This is a genomic window from Achromobacter sp. CSND-B12, assembly GCF_052906545.1.
The window spans coordinates 3,088,544-3,105,792 of sequence record NZ_JBREGJ010000001.1 but is presented as its reverse complement, the minus strand read 5'-3'; the positions used below and the strand labels follow the sequence as shown (position 1 = coordinate 3,105,792).

The following is a 17,249-nucleotide window of genomic DNA, read 5'->3' as shown; positions in this document are numbered from 1 at the left end:
GTTATAGGATTTCCGATATCAGTCTGCTGCCGGCTCAATGCAGCGAGTCGTCCGTATGCGGCTCGCGCAAATCCAGCCACGCCACCAGCAGCAATCCCCCCGCCAGCCCCAGATGCTCATAGAACGCATTGGCGGCCATGAAGCGCTCCTGCCCGGGCGCCATTTCCCAATAGCGCAGCGCAATGCCCGTGGCCACCAGCGTGAAGGCGGCCAGCGCCAGCGCCCCCAGCCAGCGCAACCGCCCCACCAGGATCATGGCGGATGCCAGCAGTTCCAATACGATCACCAGCACCGCGAACAACGGCCCGGGCGCCAGCCCGAAATGCGCCATCTCCGCCAGCGCGCCGGGAAAGTCGGTCAGCTTGACCAGCCCGCCCTGTAGATATGCGGCGCACAGGCCCAGATAGGCCAGGAACCGCACGGCGGGGGAACCGAACAACGGCCGGGCCAGGCCGGCCAGCCGCTGTTCCCATTGGAAGGTCGCGTTCATGGCCGGTCTCCTCAGACTGCCCAGCAGGAACAACCCAGGGCGCCGAAGAAGCCCTGGAGGTCGGAACTGGGCGCGTTCGAGGCCCAGGCCTTGGCATGGTCATGCCCGTGCAGCCCGCAGCTGCTGGCGCACGCGCAGGCCGCCATGTTGCGGTAGCCCAGCGAATTGCGGCCGGCGCCGTCGGGGTCGCCCCAGGCGGCATAGCCGCCGAACAGGCGCGTGGGCGACCAGTCCGGCATGGCCGGCGGCAGCGCGTTGTCGTCCTCGGCCCCGAATTCGCCCGCGCCGTAGACCACGCGGCCGCCGACCACCGTCAGGTCCGAGGTCAGGAACGAGATCTCGTCCTCGCTGCAGCGGAAGTAGTCCTTGCTCGGCACGACGAAGTCGGCCAGCTGGCCCGGCTGGATGCGGCCGCGCTTACCTTCCTCGTTGGCGAACCAGGCCACGTTCTCGGTCCACATGCGCAGCGCGGTCTCGCGGTCCAGGCAGTTGCGCGCCGGGTAGAGGCGGGTGCCGCCCACGGTCTTGCCCGTCACCATCCACGACAGCGACACCCACGGGTTGTAGGACGCGACCCGGGTGGCGTCGGTGCCGGCCGAGACCTTCACGCCGCGATCCAGCATCTTGGCGATCGGCGGGGTAGCCTCGGCCGCCGCCGCGCCGTAGCGCTCGATGAAATACTCGCCCTGGTAGGCCATGCGGTGCTGCACGGCGATGCCGCCGCCCAGCGCGGCGATGCGGTCGATCGACTTGTCGGAAATGGTCTCGGCGTGGTCGAAGAACCAGTTCAGGCCGGTCAGCGGCGTGTCCTGGTTGACCTTCTCGAACACGTCCAGCGCGCGCGAAATGGTCTCGTCATAGGTGGCGTGCAGGCGCCACGGCCACTTGTTCTGCACCAGCACGCGCACCACTTCCTCCAGCTCGCCTTCCATCTCGGGCGGCATGTCCGGGCGCTCGACGCGGAAGTCCTCGAAGTCGGCGGCCGAGAACACCAGCATCTCGCCGGCGCCGTTGTGGCGGAAGTAGTCGGTGCCCTGCTTGTACTTCACGCTCGAAGTCCACTTGAGGAAGTCTTCCTTCTCCTGCTTGGGCTTCTGCGTGAACAGGTTGTAGGCCAGCCGCACCGTCATCTGGCCTTCGTCGGCCAGCTTCTGGATCACGGCATAGTCGTCGGGGTAGTTCTGGAAACCGCCCCCCGCGTCGATCACGCCGGTCACGCCCAGGCGGTTCAGCTCGCGCATGAAATGGCGCGTGGAATTGACCTGGTAGTCGAACGGCAGCTTGGGGCCCTTGGCCAGCGTGGCGTACAGGATGGTCGCGTTCGGCTTGGCCAGGAGCAGCCCGGTGGGGTTGCCCTGCGCGTCGCGGATGATCTCGCCGCCCGGCGGGTTGGGCGTGGTCTTGGTGTAGCCCACCGCGCGCAGCGCGGCGCCGTTGAGCAGGGCGCGGTCGTACAGGTGCAGCAGGAACACCGGCGTGTCGGGCGCGATGGCGTTGATCTCCTCGATCGTCGGCAGGCGCTTCTCGGCGAACTGGTGCTCGGTGAACCCGCCCACCACCCGCACCCATTGCGGCGCCGGCGTGATGGCGACCTGGCGCTTGAGCATCGCCATGGCGTCGGCCAGCGAGCGCACGCCGTCCCAGCGCAGTTCCATGTTGTAGTTCAGGCCGCCGCGCACCACATGCGTGTGGTTGTCGAACAGGCCGGGCAGGGCGCTGCGCTGCTTGAGGTCGACGCGCCGGGTGCCGGGCCCGGCCAGCGCCATGACCTCGGCGTCGGTGCCGACGGCGACGAAGCGGCCGTCCTTGATGGCCACGGCGCTGGCCAGCGGCTTGGCGCGATCCAGCGTGGTGATGCGGCCGTTGTGGAAGATGACATCGGGAGTGGCGTTCGAGGCATTTGACATGGGGGGTTCTCCTTTGGAACGGGCTGGGGCGCATCCGCCCAAGAGGCTGCTCAGCGCAAGCGTGGAAGCAGCACCGATGAGGTCGCGGCGAGTCGGCATGCGATTATCTCCTTTGGTGACGGGAAGGAATCAGCTTTGGTCTTTGCCCTGCGCCTGGCGGCCGGGCAGCTGGCCGAACACGTGGCTGACCGCCTTCTCCTTGTCGCAGGCGGCGGCGAAGGCGGTGCCGTTCAATAGTTGCTTGCCCACCGGCACGATCTGTTCGCCGACCAGGATGCCGAGCAGGCCGATCAGCGCCACCAGCGGCGGCGCGGGCGAACGCACCTGCAGCAGGCTGTACACCACGCCGACCAGCAGGCCGGCGCCCATGGAAAGTAGATAGATCTTCATGTGCGTCCTCGTGTGTGTGCATGGGGTCATGCATGGGTATCGGCCAACAGCAGCTCGGCATCATCCAGCGCGGTGATGCGCAGGTCGATTTCGTCCAGGATCGCGGCGCCGTCGCCGCTGCCGATCTCGACCTCGTTGACGGTCAGCCGTCCCTTGGAAGACACCAGGTAGCCACGGCGCCGTCCGTGCGCAAAGCGATATGTGGCGGCTTCGCCGGCCTTGAGTGCCACCGCCAGCACGCGCGCGTCGCTGCGGATCGGCAGGGCGTCGTCGTCGCCCTCGATGCCGCTGGCCAGCGTGACGAAGCGGCCGTTGCAGGCGTCGCGGGCGAACGACTTGCGGCCCCAGCTGGGCGGCACGCCGCGGCGGTCCGGCTCCAGCCAGATCTGGAACACCCGTGCGGGCCCGCCTTCCATATTGAATTCCGCGTGCGTCAAGCCCTTGCCCGCGCTCATGACCTGCACGTCGCCGGCGCGCGTGCGGCCGCGGTTGCCCAGGTCATCCTCGTGCGTCAGCGCGCCTTCGCGCACGCAGGTAATGATTTCCACATCGGTATGCAGCAGCGGCGGAAAGCCCGCGCCCGGCGCGATGGTCTCGTCGTTCCAGGCTCGTAGCGCCCCCCAGCGCATGCGCGCGGGATCCTGGTAATTGGCAAAGGAGAAATGGTGCTTCACGTCGAGCCAGCCACGGCGGGCATGGCCCAGGGTAGTAAGGGGACGGCGCTCGATCATGACGAGACTCCAGGTCGGGTGAATGGTGCCGCGCGATGCGGTCAGCGTTTCAACGCCAGGAAGTGATGCACTTCGGGCTTGTCGGGGCCGATGTGAAAGCGCAGCGCCTCGGCTTGCAGGTCGGCATCGGCGTGCGATACGCGATGATGCTGGCGCAGATGCTCGGCCCACGACTCCACGAAGAACCACTCCATCACGCGCTCCGGATCGCCGGTATGCTCAACCACGCCCCAGGCGTAGGCGCCGTCGCGCAGCCGCTCCTGCGACAGGCGCTGCATCGCTTCCAGGAAGGCGGGACGATCCTCCTGCCGAACGCGATACTCGACCTGAATCAGCACCGGACCGCGGTCATTGGCCACCGGCGCGGACACCAGCGGCTCGGGCCAGTGGTTCGACGCCTGCAGGTCGGCCTCGCCCACCGGCAGCCGCGCCCGGTGAAACAGCAGCGCCACGGCCACCAGGCCGACCGCGCTGACCACCAGCGCATACGGCACGCCGATCTCCCGCGCCACCAGGCCCCAGCCCAGGCTGCCGGCCGCCATCGCGCCGTTGAACACCATCAGGTACACCGCCAGGCCGCGGCCGCGCACCCAGTTGGGCAGGATCGCCTGGGCCACGCCATTGAACGTGGTCAACGCGGTGATCCAGCCCATGCCCAGCAGCACCAGCATCAGCACCGCCAGCCACTTGGGCGGCGCGAACACCAGCACGCCCATCACCACCGCGCTGACGACCGAGGCCAGCAACACCAGGCCGTCCGCATTGAGCTTGGCGCCCAGCTTGGGCATGACCAGCGCGCCGATGATGGCCCCCGCGCCCACGGCGCCCAGCAGCACGCCATAGAAGCCCGAGGAGCCGCCCAGCATCTGCCGCGCCACCAGCGGCAGCAGGGCCCAGACCGCGCTGGCGAACAGGAAGAACACGGCGGCGCGCAGCAGCACGCGATGCAGTTCCTTGCTGGCCCGCGTGTAGCGCAGGCCGGCCCGGAACGCGCCGAAGAAATTCTCCGACAGGGCGCTATCGACCTTGGCCGGCCGCTTCCACCACAGCAGGGCCGCGATCACGAACACATAGCTCAAAACGTCCATGCCGTAGGTCACCGCCGCGCCGAAGCTGGCCAGGATCAGGCCGCCCGCCGCCGGACCGATGGCCCGTGCGATATTGATGCCCAGGGAATTGAGCGCCACCGCGCCCTTGAGGTCCTCGCGCGGCACCAGCTCGGGCACGATCGATTGCCAGGTCGGCCCCATCAGCGCCGCGCCGATGCCGCCGACGAACGTCAGGGCGATCAGGTAGTCCACCGTCAACGCGCCAAAGTGCGACAGCAGCAGCAACGTGCCGCTGACCGACGCCAACAGCAACTGCACGAAAATCAGGAAACGCCGGCGGTCCAGGATATCCGACAGCACGCCGGCGGGAATCGCCAGCAGGAAGATGGGCAGCGTCGCCGCCGTCTGGATCAGCGCCACCGCCGCCGGGCTGGCCGACAGGTCGGTCACCAGCCAGGAGCTGGCGACGTCGCGCATGAAGCTGCCGACGTTGCCCAGCACGGTGGCCGCCCACAGCACGGCAAAGACGGGTTGGCGCAGCGGCGCGAAGCCGCTGCCCGGAGAACGGGTGTTGTTGTTCGGCATGGAACGCTCCTGGATCGCTCGGGGTCGCCAGGGGCGTTCATCATGCCGCCTGCCGTGTTCGAAAGAGAATCACGCCGGGCCGGCCGGGGCGCTACCGCCGCCGGCCCGGCACGCGGCTTACTTGGCCGGGTTGGGGCCGATGCGTTCGCCGTGCGTCACGCGCTCGGCCAGCTTGTGCACGTGGGTGACGGCGTAGTCGATACCCATGCCGTAGGCGCCCGAGTGTTCCTTGGCGATGCCGGTCACGGCGTCATAGGTTTCCTTGCGAGCCCAATCGCGCTGCCACTCCAGCATCACCTGCTGCCAGGTCACCGGCACCACGCCGGCCTGGATCATGCGGTCCATCGCATACTTGTGCGCGTCGGCCGAGGTGCCGCCCGAGGCGTCGGCCACCATGTAGATCTCGTAGTCGCCTTCCAGCATGGCGCACAGGGCGAAGGTGGTGTTGCAGACTTCGGTCCACAGGCCCGCCACCACGATCTTCTTGCGGCCGTTGGCCGCCAGCGCGTCGCGCACGTTCTGGTCGTCCCACGAGTTCATCGAGGTGCGCTCCAGGATCTTGTTGTCGGGGAACACGGCCAGCAGTTCGGGAAAGGTGTTGCCCGAGAAGCCGTCGGTTTCAACCGTGGTGATGGTGGTCGGGATGTTGAAGGTGCGCGCGGCCTTGGCCAGGCCCACCACGTTGTTCTTGAGCGTCTGGCGATCGATCGACTGCACGCCGAAGGCCATCTGCGGCTGCTGGTCGATGAAGATGATCTGGCTGTTCTGCGGGGTCAGGACTTCGAGGTATTTGTTGGCGGACATGGTGGCTCTCTCTTTCAAGGAATCGTTCAAGGAAATGCGGCTAGGTGAATTCGGGCACTGCGCAAACCGTTCCGGCCTGCCCCGCTGCCGTCGTGTCCGAATGCCGCTTGAGGGGTTTCGTTCACATCGTCTGTCGGTATGGGCATATTAGGGATCCGCCCTTCGCCTGAGAATCCGCAACCGGGAATTGCATCCTTTCCGTTTTTTGCATGATCCCCGCAACGCCCCCGCTTTCCCTGCGGGGGCACCCGGGTTTTCTTGTTTGTCACGGGGGCAGCCGCTATGATCGACGCGACTTTTTTCAAGAGCGCACGACATGAACAAACTGCCGGATCTGGAAGGCTGGGCGATCTTCGCCAAGGTCGCCGACACGGGCTCGTTCGCCAAGGCGGCGGCCGAACTGTCTCTGTCCCAGGCCACGGTCTCCAAGACCATCACGCGCCTGGAAACCAAGATGAAGACCATGCTGTTCCACCGCACCTCGCGCAGCATGTCGCTGACGGAGTCCGGCTACGCGGCGCTGGAGCGCGCCGCCCGCATCCTCGAAGAGGGCGAGGCGGTCGAGGCCGAGGTCACGGAAAAATCCACCAGCCTGCGCGGCAAGATCCGCCTGGCCGCGCCCATGTCCTTCGGCGTCACGCACCTGGCGCCCATGCTGCCGCCTTTCATGCAGGCGCATCCCGATGTCGACCTGGAAATCGAATTCAACGACAAGCAGTCGGACCTGGTGTCCGAGCGCTTCGACCTGGCCCTGCGTATCTCCAACCTGGTGGACTCGACGCTGCTGGCGCGGCGCCTGTGCTCGGTGCGCATCCTGCTGGTGGGCGCGCCCAGCTACTTCAAGCGCGCCGGCCGGCCCAAGCACCCGCGCGACCTGGCCCAGCACACCGCGCTGCAATACATGTATGCGCGCAACGGCTCGAGCTGGCGCTTTCGCCACGACAAGCACGGCGAGTTCTCGCAGTCGCTGCCGGTGCAGTTGAACGTCAACAACGCAGAAGCCCTGTCACCCGCGCTGCAGGCCGGCCTGGGCCTGGCGCTGCAACCGGAGTTCCTGGCCTGGGAAGACCTGCAATCGGGCGCGCTGGAAACCGCCATGGACGACTGGCAGGTCGACCCGATCGCGCTGCACATCGTCACGCCGCCGGGCCGCAGGCGGCCGGCGCGGGTGCAGGCGCTGATCGAATACCTGGCGGAACGGTTGACGGCGGAGCCTTGGGCGAGTGACGTGCAGGGATAGGCAACGGGCTGGGCAGGCGCCCCATGCAAAGGCGCCGGCAAATAAAAAAGGGGCTGCGCAAGGCAGCCCCTATTTCATGCATGCCGCGAAGCCCCGTCGGGCTTGCGGGCAACCATGCCGATCAAACGTCGATGTTCCCCGCCGACAGCGCATGCGCCTCGATGAAGTTGCGGCGCGGTTCCACGTCGTCGCCCATCAGCGTGGTGAAGACCTCGTCGGCCGCGATGGCGTCCTCGATCTGCACGCGCAGCAAGCGGCGCACCTTCGGATCCATGGTGGTTTCCCACAACTGGTCCGGGTTCATTTCGCCCAGGCCTTTGTAGCGCTGCTTGGAGATGCCGCGGTCGGCTTCGCTGCGCAGCCACTGCATGGCTTCGCGGAAGTCGGACACGGTCTGTTCCTTGCGCTTGTCGCCTTCGCCACGCGCCACCAGCGACTGCGGGCCGACCTTGCCGGAGAAGCTCTTGGCGGCCTTGGACAGGATGGCGTAATCCGAACCGCCAATGAAGTCGGCGTCGATGATGCTGACGCGCACGTTGCCGTGATGCATGCGCTGGATCGACAGGCGATGGCGTTCGGTGGCGGCGTCGAACTCGGGCACCACTTCCACGCCGTTGCCGCTGATCGGATCGCGCATGGCATCGGCCAGGCGCTTGGCCGAATCGGCGGCGGCCTCGGCCGTGTCCAGGTTGATCTCGACGCCCTCGGCCATGGCCGACAGCGCGGCCACGTCGAACACGCGCGACAGGCGCGCGATGACGCCGTCGGCGGCCACGTACTGGCGCGCCAGTTCGTTGAGCTCATCGCCGCGGATGATGTTGCCGCCCGCGATGATCTCGGCATCCTTCAGGGCCAGTTGCAGCATGAACTGCGCTTCTTCCTGGTCATCCTTCAGGTAGCGCTCTTCGCGGCCGACCTTGACCTTATAGAGCGGCGGCTGGGCGATGTACACATAACCGCGCTGCACCAGCTCGGGCATCTGGCGGTACAGCAGCGTCAGCAGCAGCGTGCGGATATGCGCGCCGTCCACGTCCGCGTCGGTCATGATGATGAGGCGGTGGTAGCGCAGCTTGTCGACGTTGAAGTCCGGGCCGATGCTGGTGCCCAGCGCGGTGATCAGCGTGGCGATCTGCTCGCTGGCGATCAGGCGGTCAAAGCGCGCCTTCTCGACGTTCAGCACCTTGCCGCGCAGCGGCAGGATGGCCTGGAACTTGCGGTCGCGGCCCTGCTTGGCCGAGCCGCCTGCGGAGTCACCCTCGACGATGTACAGCTCGCAAAGCGCCGGGTCTTTCTCCTGGCAGTCGGCCAGCTTGCCGGGCAGGCCGGCGCCTTCCAGCACGCTCTTGCGGCGCGTCATTTCGCGCGCCTTGCGGGCCGCTTCGCGCGCGCGGGCGGCTTCGACGATCTTGCCGCACAGCGCCTTGGCGTCGTTCGGATGCTCCAGCAGCCACGTTTCCAGCGTGCGGGCCACGGCCTCTTCGACCGCGGGACGCACTTCGCTCGAGACCAGCTTGTCCTTGGTCTGGCTGCTGAACTTGGGCTCGGGCACCTTCACCGACAGCACGCAGGCCAGGCCTTCGCGCATATCGTCGCCGGAGGTCTCGACCTTGGCCTTCTTGGCCAGTTCGTTGTCGGTGATGTACTTGTTGATGATGCGGGTCATCGCCGCGCGCAGGCCGGTCAGGTGCGAGCCGCCGTCGCGCTGCGGGATGTTGTTGGTGAAGCACAGCACGCTTTCGCTGTAGCTGTCGTTCCACTGCATCGCCACTTCCACGCCCACCGGCACGCCGCCGGCGGTGGACTCGGTGGTGACCGAGAACACGTTCGGGTGCAGCACCGTCTTGGCGCGGTTGATGTATTCGACAAAGCCCTTCACGCCGCCGGAGAAGGCGAAGTTCTCTTCCTTGCCCTGGCGCTGGTCGATCAGGCGGATCTTGACGCCGTTGTTCAGGAACGAGAGCTCGCGCAGGCGCTTGGAGAGGATCTCGTAGTGATATTCGACGTTGGTGAAGATGATCGGGTCGGCCAGGAAGCGCACTTCGGTGCCGCGCTTGTCGGTCGTGCCGGTCACGGCCAGGGGCGCGACGCGCTCGCCCTGGCGGAATTCCATCTGGTGCACTTCGCCGTTGCGGCGGATGGTCAGGCGCAGCCACTCGGACAGCGCGTTCACGCACGACACGCCCACGCCGTGCAGGCCGCCGGACACCTTGTACGAGTTCTGGTCGAACTTGCCGCCGGCGTGCAGTTCGGTCATGACGATTTCCGCCGCGCTGCGGTGGAATTCGTCGTCCTTGTGGATATCCGTGGGAATGCCGCGGCCGTTGTCGGTGACCGAGATCGAGTTGTCGGTGTGGATCGTGACGACGATGTCGTCGCAGTAGCCGGCCAGCGCTTCGTCAATGGCGTTGTCGACGACTTCGAACACCATGTGGTGCAGACCGGTGCCGTCCGATGTGTCGCCGATGTACATGCCGGGGCGCTTGCGCACGGCCTCCAGCCCCTTGAGCATCTTGATCGAGTCGGCGCCGTAGCCGCCGTTCTCGGGAGTGGTGTTCTGCTGATCTGACATGTCTGTATCGATAACGCTTTAAAGAACGGCCTGGCGGCCGGACCGCCGGCGGGCCATCGGGCCCGCGGGCGGCACAAACCCACAGCTGCGCGGACTCAGATCCGCATGGGCATGACGACGTACTTGAACTGGTCGTCTTCGGGCAGGGTGATGAGCGCCGACGCGTTGGCATCGGGCATGACCGACCACTGGATGTTGTCCACCTTGACGTTGGACAGCACGTCGAGCAGGTAGCCGACGTTGAAGCCCACGTCCAGCGGCTCGTGGCCGTAGTCGATGTCGATTTCTTCCTGCGCCTCTTCCTGCTCGGCGTTGGAAGAAGAAATCTTCATCTGGTTCTGCGCCAGTTGCAGGCGCACGCCCTTGAACTTGTCGGTGGTCAGGATGGCGGCGCGCTGCAGGCTGCCCTGCAGGGCTTCGCGGCCCACCAGGAAGTGGCGCGTGTAGTTGGTCGGGATGACGCGGGTGAAGTCGGGGAACTTGCCTTCGACCAGCTTGGACACCAGCTCGACGTCGCCGAAGCGGAAACGGATCTGGCCCGGCGCCACGTCGATCGAGACGGGTTCGTCGGAGTCTTCCAGCAGGCGCTGCATTTCCAGCACGGTCTTGCGCGGCACGATCACTTCGTGGCGCTCGCTGATGCCGTCGGCTTCGGTGGAGCAGTGCGCCAGGCGGTGGCCGTCGGTGGCGACCGCGCGCACGCGGCCCGGTTCGAACACCAGCAGCATGCCGTTCAGGTAGTAGCGGATGTCCTGTTGCGCCATGGCGAAGTGCACCATGTTGAACAGGTGGCGCAGCGTGCGTTGCGGCATGCTCAGCGACACGTCCCACTGCTCGGGCTGGGCCACGGTGGGGAATTCGCTGGCGGCCAGCGTCTGCAGCGCGAAGCGGCTCTTGGCCGACTGCACCGACAGCTTGTTGCTGGCCAGCGCCAGGCGCACGTCGCCGGTGTCCGGCAGGGCTTTCAGGATGTCCAGCAGCTTGCGCGCCGCGACCGTGGTGGACTCGTTGTCGTGACCCACGCCGAAGTCGGCGTGCGTGGTGATCTGCACTTCGAGGTCGGTCGCAATGAAGGCGACCTTGTTGCCTTCCTTGCGCATCAGGATGTTCGCCAGGATGGGCAGGGTATGGCGTCTTTCGACGATGCCCGCCACGGTCGACAGCGGTTTCAGCAATGCATCGCGTGTGGTTTGTACGAGTTGCATGGTCATCCTTTTAGAGTTTGTTCCAACACGTGCAGGGTATGGTTGAGCTCCGCTTGCTTGGCGCGGGCGTCGGAAATCTTGCGCACGGCGTGCAGCACGGTGGTGTGGTCACGGCCACCGAACAGATCGCCGATTTCCGGCAGGCTTTTCTGGGTCAGCTCCTTGGCCAGGTACATGGCGACCTGGCGCGGCAAAGCGATATTGGCCGGCCGGCGTTTCGAATACATGTCGGCGACCTTGATCTTGTAGAAATCCGCCACCGTCTTCTGGATGTTCTCGACGGTGATCTGGCCGTTGGACACGGACAGCAGGTCCTTCAAGGCTTCCTTGCAGACGTCCACGGTCAGCACGTCGCGGCCGTGGAAACGGGCGTAGGCCAGCACCTTGCGCAACGCGCCTTCGAGTTCGCGCACGTTGCTGCGCAGGTGCTTGGCGATGAAGAACGCCACTTCCTCGGGCATCGGCACGCCTTCGGACTCGGCCTTGCGCAGCAGGATCGCCACGCGCATCTCGAGTTCGGGCGGCTCGATCGCGACCGTCAGGCCGGAATCGAAGCGCGAGATCAGGCGGCTGTCGATGCCCGACAGTTCCTTCGGATAGGTATCGCTGGTGATGATGATCTGCTTGCGCTGCGCCACCATCGCTTCGAACGCATAGAAGAATTCTTCCTGCGTGCGGTTCTTGCCGGAGAAGAACTGGATATCGTCGATCAGCAGCAGGTCGAGCGAATGGTAGTAGCGCTTGAAGTCATCGAACGCCTTGCGCTGGTACGCCTTGACCACGTCGGACACGTACTGGTCGGCATGCACGTAGCGCACGCGCACCCCGGTGCCCGCCGCCACCATGGCGTTGCCGATGGCGTGGATCAGGTGGGTCTTGCCCAGGCCCACGCCGCCGTACAGGAACAGCGGGTTGTACGACGTGCCCGGGTTCTCGGCCACCTGCAGCGCGGCGGCGCGCGCCAGCTGGTTGGCCTTACCCGTCACGAAGTTCTCGAACGTCAGGTCGGTGTTCAGGCGCGAGCGCTCGTACACGATGTTGGCGGCGTCCGCGTTCACGGCCGCGGCCGCCGCGGTGGTCGCGACGGGAGCGGGCGCGGCGGGCTGCGCCGGCATGCCGGGTGGCGGCGCGCCGCCCAGGGGCGCGGCGGCCGAAGGCGCGGTCTGCACGGGCGGCTGCGCGCGCACCGGCGCCACCGGCATGCGCGGGGTGGTGCCTTGCGTGGGCAATTCGAACAAAACTTGTACCGGACGCTCGAACCACTCCGCGGCCAACGCTTCGATCTGGTGGGAGAAGTTCTTGCGCACCCAGTCCAGCTTGAACCGGTTGGGGGCGGCAACGCGCAGCACCGCCTGCGTCTCGTCATACGCAAGCGGGACCAGCGGTCGTATCCACGCGCTGATTTGTTGGGGGGGGGAGTTCCTGCTCAAGACGACTGACGCAGGTCTGCCAGAATTCTTTCATGTCGCTCTTATTCAAACCTCGATTCTACCTTGCCTGGGCACGGGTTATCCACAGGGTAGGGCATGGACGTGCACAATCCGCCCCCTTAACTGTTTGACAAGACAGGGAAAACTTGCTGAAATGGTGGGCTTTTCCGAATTCTGTCTGTCAGAAGGTTTCGCAGAAGGCCCAGATTCGCACGGGTAATAGGGTAATGGTTACACTTACCCCGTCCCCGGCACTGTGCCTTGCTGAATAGGTCGCCCGGGGATTACCCGGACCAGAGCCCCGTCTACAAGCCTGTCTTTGCCGGTGAATGCGCATATCACATGCGATTCGCAGCGAAACGCTTACTAGATACCCGCTACCGGATTTGCGACCAGGAACCCTCCGGGCAGGTCCCTTCTGACTTTTGTTCTTTTTGTGGATCGTCCATGAAACGCACCTACCAACCTTCCGTTACCCGCCGCAAGCGCACCCATGGTTTCCGCGTGCGCATGAAGACCCGCGCTGGCCGCGCCATCCTGAACGCTCGCCGCGCCAAGGGCCGCAAGCGTCTGGCCGTCTAAGTCTCGCTTTCTGCGCAGACACCCGACCCGCTGACCCGCAGTCCATGCCGCGCGCCACGCTTCCGCCGGAGGCGCGGCTGCATCGCCCCTCCGAGTTCGCCGCCGCCCTCAAAGGCCGGCGTCTGGCCCGAGGGGCGTTTTTCGTTGTGAGCGCCGCTTCCAACGATCTGCCTCCCGGCCAGGCTCCCTGTGCCCGGCTGGGCCTGGTGATCGCCAAGCGCTTCGCCGCCCACGCCACCACGCGCAACGCCCTCAAGCGGGTCATCCGCGAAGCGTTCCGCCACCGGCGGCTCGGATTGCCGGCGAAAGACTACGTCGTCCGGCTGCACAGCAAGGTGACGCCCGCCACGCTCACCGCGCTGAAACAGGCGGCCCGGGCCGAAGCGGACGCTCACTTCGAGCGGATCGCGCGATGAACGGGCCATCCCCCCGGCAGGCAGGCCACGCGCAGCGCGGGCGTTCCGTGGGGGCCGCAATACTCATTGCCCCGATCCGGTTCTACAGGTTTTTCCTGAGCCCCTGGATCGGCCGGCAATGCCGCTTCACTCCGACCTGCTCGGCGTACGCGATCGAGGCGATCGAACGCCACGGGCCCTGGCGCGGCTTCTGGCTGATGCTGCGACGCATCGGCCGCTGCCACCCCTGGTCGCCCGGCGGCTGGGACCCGGTTCCCCCGGGCAAGGGAACCAATGGCGGTGCCTGCTGTTCCCATGGCCACCGCACCGAGCATGATTGACGCTAAACTGGCGGGCTTTGCTGGCCCGTATTCACTTCAGTAGGCACCATGGATATCCGACGAACCGTCCTCTGGATGATTTTCTCCTTCTCGCTGTTGCTCCTGTGGAACAACTGGCAGATCCATAACGGCAAACCGTCGTTGTTCGGGGCGCCCACGCCCACGGCCAGCACGAACGCCAACGGCACGCCGGCCGCCGCGAACAACGCGACGCCCTCGGTGCCCAATGCGCCGCCGGCGACCGCCGCCGCGCCCTCGGCCGTGCCGGGCGCCGCCGCGCCGGTGCCGACGCGCTCGGAAGAAGTCGTCATCACCACCGACGTGCTGCGCCTGACCTTCGACACGCTGGGCGCCCAACTGGTGCGCGCCGAGCTGCTGAAGTACCCGGCCACCGGCCAGGCCGACAAGCCCACCGTGCTGCTCGACCGCACCGCGGGCCTGAACTACGTGGCCCAGACCGGCGTCGTCGGCGCCGCCAATGGCCAGAACTTCCCCACCCACCAGACGCCGTTCCGTGTGGTCTCGACCGACCGCCAGATGACGGGCGACAGCCTGGCGGTGGCGTTCGAAGCCGAATCGGGTGGCGTGAAGGTCACCAAGACCTTCACGCTGCACCGCGGCCGCTATGACATCGACGTGCGCCACGACCTGGCCAACGTCGGCGCCGCCCCCGTGACGCCGGCGCTGTACCTGCAGCTCGAGCGCGACGGCAACGACCCGGCCGACACCTCCAGCTTCTATCACACCTTCACCGGCATGGCCGTCTACTCGGAACAGGACAAGTTCCAGAAGATGACCTTCGCCGACATCGAGAAGAAGAAGGCCAACTACATCAAGCAGGCGGACAACGGCTGGATCGCCGTGGTGCAGCACTACTTCGCCACCGCCTGGGTGCCGCCGCAAGGCAAGCCGCGCAACAACGAAGTGCTGGAAGTGCAGAAGAACCTGTACGCCGCCCGCACCATCGAAGCCGTCGGCGAGATCGCCCCGGGCGCCGCCGCCCGCGTCGATTCGCACCTGTGGGTCGGCCCGCAGGACCAGAAGGCCATGGCGGCGCTCGCCCCCGGCCTGGAACTGGTGGTCGACTACGGCTGGCTGACCATCATCGCCAAGCCGCTGTTCACGCTGATGACCTGGCTGCATTCCATCCTGGGCAACTGGGGCTGGACCATCGTCGCCCTGACCGTGCTGATCAAGGCGCTGTTCTACCCCCTGGCCGCCGCCAGCTACCGCTCCATGGCCCGCATGAAGCAGGTCGCCCCGCGCCTGCAGGCCCTGAAGGAAAAGTACGGCGACGACAAGCAGAAGCTCAATGCGGCCATGATGGAGATGTACCGCACCGAGAAGATCAACCCGCTGGGCGGCTGCCTGCCGATGGTGGTGCAGATCCCGGTGTTCATCTCGCTGTACTGGGTGCTGCTGGCCAGCGTGGAAATGCGCGGCGCGCCGTGGATCCTGTGGGTGCACGACCTGTCGATCCGCGACCCGTACTTCATCCTGCCCGCCATCATGATGGCCACCATGTTCCTGCAGATCAAGCTGAACCCGACGCCCCCGGACCCCGTCCAGGCCAAGGTCATGATGATCATGCCGCTGGTGTTCGGCGGGATGATGTTCTTCTTCCCGGCCGGCCTGGTGCTCTACTGGTGCGTCAACAACACGCTGTCGATCGCGCAGCAGTGGTCGATCACCCGCGCCATGCAGCGCAAGACGGAAGCCGCGGCGAATCGCTGATTCCCGCTCGCGCCATGAAAAGCCGGCCCCCAGGGGCCGGTTTTTTTTCGTCCAGGTTGCACGCGGGTTTGGCGGCGATGCGCGTCAGCTCACGCCAGTGATAGTTATTTTCAATCAAATTTGATGGATCAATCAACTTCACACTGCAAACAATGACCCCTATGATGTGTCGGAGATATCCCCCGGCCGGCAATGTTCCGGGACGGTATCCGATCACGTTGCGCGGCCCCGGCGCCGCGCATTCCAGGAATTACGTAGGGAGTGTGTGCCATGACCGACAAGAAGCATCTGACCACCGCCTCTGGCGCCCCGGTGGCCGACAACAACAACACCCTGACCGCCGGCCCGCGCGGCCCGGCGTTGTTGCAGGACTTCTGGCTGATAGAAAAGCTTGCCCATTTCGACCGTGAACGCATCCCCGAACGCGTGGTGCATGCCAAGGGCTCGGGCGCCTATGGCACCTTCACCGTCACCCACGACATCACCAAGTACACCCGCGCCAGCATCTTCTCCAAGGTCGGCAAGCAGACACCGCTGTTCCTGCGCTTCTCGACCGTGGCCGGCGAGCGCGGCGCGGCCGACGCCGAGCGCGACGTGCGCGGCTTCGCCATCAAGTTCTACACCGACGAAGGCAACTGGGACCTGGTCGGCAACAACACCCCGGTGTTCTTCATCCGCGACCCGCTCAAGTTCCCCGACTTCATCCACACCCAGAAGCGCGACCCCAAGACCAACCTGCGCAGCGCCACGGCGGCCTGGGATTTCTGGTCGCTCAGCCCCGAATCGCTGCACCAGGTCACCATCCTGATGAGCGACCGCGGCATTCCGGCCAACCTGCGCCAGCAGCATGGCTTCGGCTCGCACACCTTCAGCTTCGTCAATGCCGAAGGCGAACGCTTCTACGTGAAGTTCCACTTCAAGTCGCAGCAGGGCATTGCCTGTCTGACGGACGAGGAAGCCGCGCAGGTCGTGGCGCACGACCGCGAAAGCTCGCAACGCGACCTGTTCGACAACATCGAGCAGGGCAACTTCCCGAAGTGGACGCTGAAGGTGCAGATCATGCCCGCGGCCGAAGCCGAGACCTATCACATCAATCCGTTCGACCTGACCAAGGTGTGGCCGCACGGCGATTACCCGCTGATCGAAGTGGGCGTGCTGGAACTGAACAAGAACCCGGAAAACTACTTCGCCGAGGTCGAGCAGGCCGCCTTCACGCCCGCCAACGTGGTGCCCGGCATCGACTTCTCGCCGGACAAGATGCTGCAGGGCCGCCTGTTCTCGTACGGCGACACGCACCGCTACCGCCTGGGCATCAACCATCACCAGATCCCGGTGAACGCGCCGCGCTGCCCGTTCCACAGCTATCACCGCGACGGCGCGGCGCGCGTGGATGGCAATGCCGGCGGCACGCTCAACTACGAGCCCAACAGCGCCGGCGAATGGAAGGAAACCCCGTCGGCCGGCGAGCCGCCGCTGCCGCTGGACGGCCAGGCCGCCGCCCGCTGGAACCACCGCGTCGACGATGACTACTACTCGCAGCCGGGCGCCTTGTTCCGCCTGATGACGCCGGCACAGCAGGAATTGCTGTTCGGCAACATCGGCCGCCACATGGCCGGCGTGCCCGAGGAAATCCAGCGCCGTCAGCTGGAACACTTCCGCAAGGCCGATCCGGCCTACGCGGCGGGCGTGGCCAAGGCACTGGGCCTGAAGCTGTAAGGGCGGCGCCCCGGCGCGGCCAACGCGCCGCGCAACACGCATCGGGCGGCCCGCGGGCCGCCCGTTTTCTTGCCTGCCGTG

14 protein-coding genes and 1 pseudogene are annotated in these 17,249 nt (G+C 66.1%); 6 read left to right on the top strand and 9 right to left on the bottom strand.

Annotated elements, in window-relative coordinates:
- Positions 1–34: 34 nt before the first annotated feature.
- The 6 genes from ACUTAG_RS14600 to ACUTAG_RS14575 form a co-directional block, all read right to left on the bottom strand.
- Positions 35–490 (bottom strand): DoxX family protein, encoded by a 456-nt coding sequence (locus tag ACUTAG_RS14600; protein ID WP_446650221.1) that lies wholly within the window; start codon positions 488–490, stop codon positions 35–37.
- Between the two features lie 11 nt (positions 491–501).
- Complete coding sequence (locus tag ACUTAG_RS14595; protein WP_222850779.1) at positions 502–2,397, bottom strand: amidohydrolase; 1,896 nt, start codon at positions 2,395–2,397, stop codon at positions 502–504.
- A gap of 129 nt (positions 2,398–2,526) precedes the next feature.
- Positions 2,527–2,787, bottom strand: a complete 261-nt coding sequence (locus ACUTAG_RS14590) for a XapX domain-containing protein (RefSeq protein ID WP_047992357.1) — start codon at positions 2,785–2,787, stop codon at positions 2,527–2,529.
- A gap of 26 nt (positions 2,788–2,813) precedes the next feature.
- A complete protein-coding gene (locus tag ACUTAG_RS14585; RefSeq protein ID WP_148319388.1) occupies positions 2,814–3,518 on the bottom strand; it encodes a pirin family protein in 705 nt (234 codons plus the stop codon).
- Between the two features lie 41 nt (positions 3,519–3,559).
- Positions 3,560–5,152 carry an MFS transporter gene (locus tag ACUTAG_RS14580; RefSeq protein ID WP_148319386.1) on the bottom strand — a complete coding sequence of 531 codons (1,593 nt, stop codon included), beginning with the start codon at positions 5,150–5,152 and terminating at the stop codon, positions 3,560–3,562.
- Positions 5,153–5,269: 117 nt separating this feature from the next.
- Entirely contained in the window at positions 5,270–5,956 is a 687-nt protein-coding gene (locus tag ACUTAG_RS14575; protein ID WP_020925768.1) for a hydrolase, read from the bottom strand.
- A 316-nt stretch (positions 5,957–6,272) separates the two neighbouring features.
- On the opposite strand from ACUTAG_RS14575, the gene ACUTAG_RS14570 reads away from it, so the two are divergent.
- Positions 6,273–7,196, top strand: coding sequence for a LysR family transcriptional regulator (locus ACUTAG_RS14570; protein ID WP_006389533.1), 924 nt, complete (start codon positions 6,273–6,275; stop codon positions 7,194–7,196).
- A gap of 121 nt (positions 7,197–7,317) precedes the next feature.
- On the opposite strand, the gene gyrB is transcribed toward ACUTAG_RS14570, so the two are convergent.
- The 3 genes and pseudogenes from gyrB to dnaA form a co-directional block, all read right to left on the bottom strand.
- Positions 7,318–9,765: a DNA topoisomerase (ATP-hydrolyzing) subunit B gene (gene gyrB, locus ACUTAG_RS14565; protein WP_006389534.1), complete on the bottom strand. Its 2,448-nt coding sequence runs from the start codon at positions 9,763–9,765 to the stop codon at positions 7,318–7,320.
- A 95-nt stretch (positions 9,766–9,860) separates the two neighbouring features.
- A complete protein-coding gene (gene dnaN / locus ACUTAG_RS14560; RefSeq protein ID WP_045953395.1) occupies positions 9,861–10,970 on the bottom strand; it encodes a DNA polymerase III subunit beta in 1,110 nt (369 codons plus the stop codon).
- A gap of 2 nt (positions 10,971–10,972) precedes the next feature.
- A pseudogene (gene dnaA / locus ACUTAG_RS14555) lies at positions 10,973–12,434 on the bottom strand (chromosomal replication initiator protein DnaA).
- A gap of 413 nt (positions 12,435–12,847) precedes the next feature.
- Between dnaA and rpmH the strand changes: the two are divergent.
- The 5 genes from rpmH to ACUTAG_RS14530 all read left to right on the top strand — a co-directional run bounded on the left by rpmH (position 12,848) and on the right by ACUTAG_RS14530 (position 17,168).
- The gene (gene rpmH / locus ACUTAG_RS14550) at positions 12,848–12,982 is read left to right on the top strand and encodes a 50S ribosomal protein L34 (RefSeq protein WP_003816025.1); all 135 of its coding nucleotides are present in this window, start codon (positions 12,848–12,850) and stop codon (positions 12,980–12,982) included.
- 44 nt (positions 12,983–13,026) lie between these two features.
- On the top strand, positions 13,027–13,398 hold the full coding sequence (locus tag ACUTAG_RS14545) for a ribonuclease P protein component (protein WP_026382422.1): 372 nt from the start codon (positions 13,027–13,029) through the stop codon (positions 13,396–13,398).
- Positions 13,395–13,718: a membrane protein insertion efficiency factor YidD gene (gene yidD, locus ACUTAG_RS14540; protein WP_281438831.1), complete on the top strand. Its 324-nt coding sequence runs from the start codon at positions 13,395–13,397 to the stop codon at positions 13,716–13,718. Before ACUTAG_RS14545 ends, yidD begins: the two co-directional genes overlap by 4 nt.
- Before the next feature lie 48 nt (positions 13,719–13,766).
- A complete protein-coding gene (yidC, locus tag ACUTAG_RS14535; protein ID WP_006389539.1) occupies positions 13,767–15,452 on the top strand; it encodes a membrane protein insertase YidC in 1,686 nt (561 codons plus the stop codon).
- 270 nt (positions 15,453–15,722) lie between these two features.
- Entirely contained in the window at positions 15,723–17,168 is a 1,446-nt protein-coding gene (locus ACUTAG_RS14530) for a catalase (protein ID WP_020925775.1), read from the top strand.
- Positions 17,169–17,249: the final 81 nt, after the last annotated feature.

Bases quoted from the DNA above. Each gene is read 5' to 3' on its own strand.
- ACUTAG_RS14530 (WP_020925775.1), top strand. From the start codon at position 15,723: ATGACCGACAAGAAGCATCTGACCACCGCCTCTGGCGCCCCGGTGGCC.
- dnaN (WP_045953395.1), bottom strand. From the start codon at position 10,970: ATGCAACTCGTACAAACCACACGCGATGCATTGCTGAAACCGCTGTCG.
- ACUTAG_RS14585 (WP_148319388.1), bottom strand. From the start codon at position 3,518: ATGATCGAGCGCCGTCCCCTTACTACCCTGGGCCATGCCCGCCGTGGC.
- ACUTAG_RS14595 (WP_222850779.1), bottom strand. From the start codon at position 2,397: ATGTCAAATGCCTCGAACGCCACTCCCGATGTCATCTTCCACAACGGC.
- ACUTAG_RS14580 (WP_148319386.1), bottom strand. From the start codon at position 5,152: ATGCCGAACAACAACACCCGTTCTCCGGGCAGCGGCTTCGCGCCGCTG.
- ACUTAG_RS14545 (WP_026382422.1), top strand. From the start codon at position 13,027: ATGCCGCGCGCCACGCTTCCGCCGGAGGCGCGGCTGCATCGCCCCTCC.
- ACUTAG_RS14570 (WP_006389533.1), top strand. From the start codon at position 6,273: ATGAACAAACTGCCGGATCTGGAAGGCTGGGCGATCTTCGCCAAGGTC.
- rpmH (WP_003816025.1), top strand. From the start codon at position 12,848: ATGAAACGCACCTACCAACCTTCCGTTACCCGCCGCAAGCGCACCCAT.
- ACUTAG_RS14600 (WP_446650221.1), bottom strand. From the start codon at position 490: ATGAACGCGACCTTCCAATGGGAACAGCGGCTGGCCGGCCTGGCCCGG.
- ACUTAG_RS14575 (WP_020925768.1), bottom strand. From the start codon at position 5,956: ATGTCCGCCAACAAATACCTCGAAGTCCTGACCCCGCAGAACAGCCAG.
- ACUTAG_RS14590 (WP_047992357.1), bottom strand. From the start codon at position 2,787: ATGAAGATCTATCTACTTTCCATGGGCGCCGGCCTGCTGGTCGGCGTG.
- gyrB (WP_006389534.1), bottom strand. From the start codon at position 9,765: ATGTCAGATCAGCAGAACACCACTCCCGAGAACGGCGGCTACGGCGCC.
- yidD (WP_281438831.1), top strand. From the start codon at position 13,395: ATGAACGGGCCATCCCCCCGGCAGGCAGGCCACGCGCAGCGCGGGCGT.
- yidC (WP_006389539.1), top strand. From the start codon at position 13,767: ATGGATATCCGACGAACCGTCCTCTGGATGATTTTCTCCTTCTCGCTG.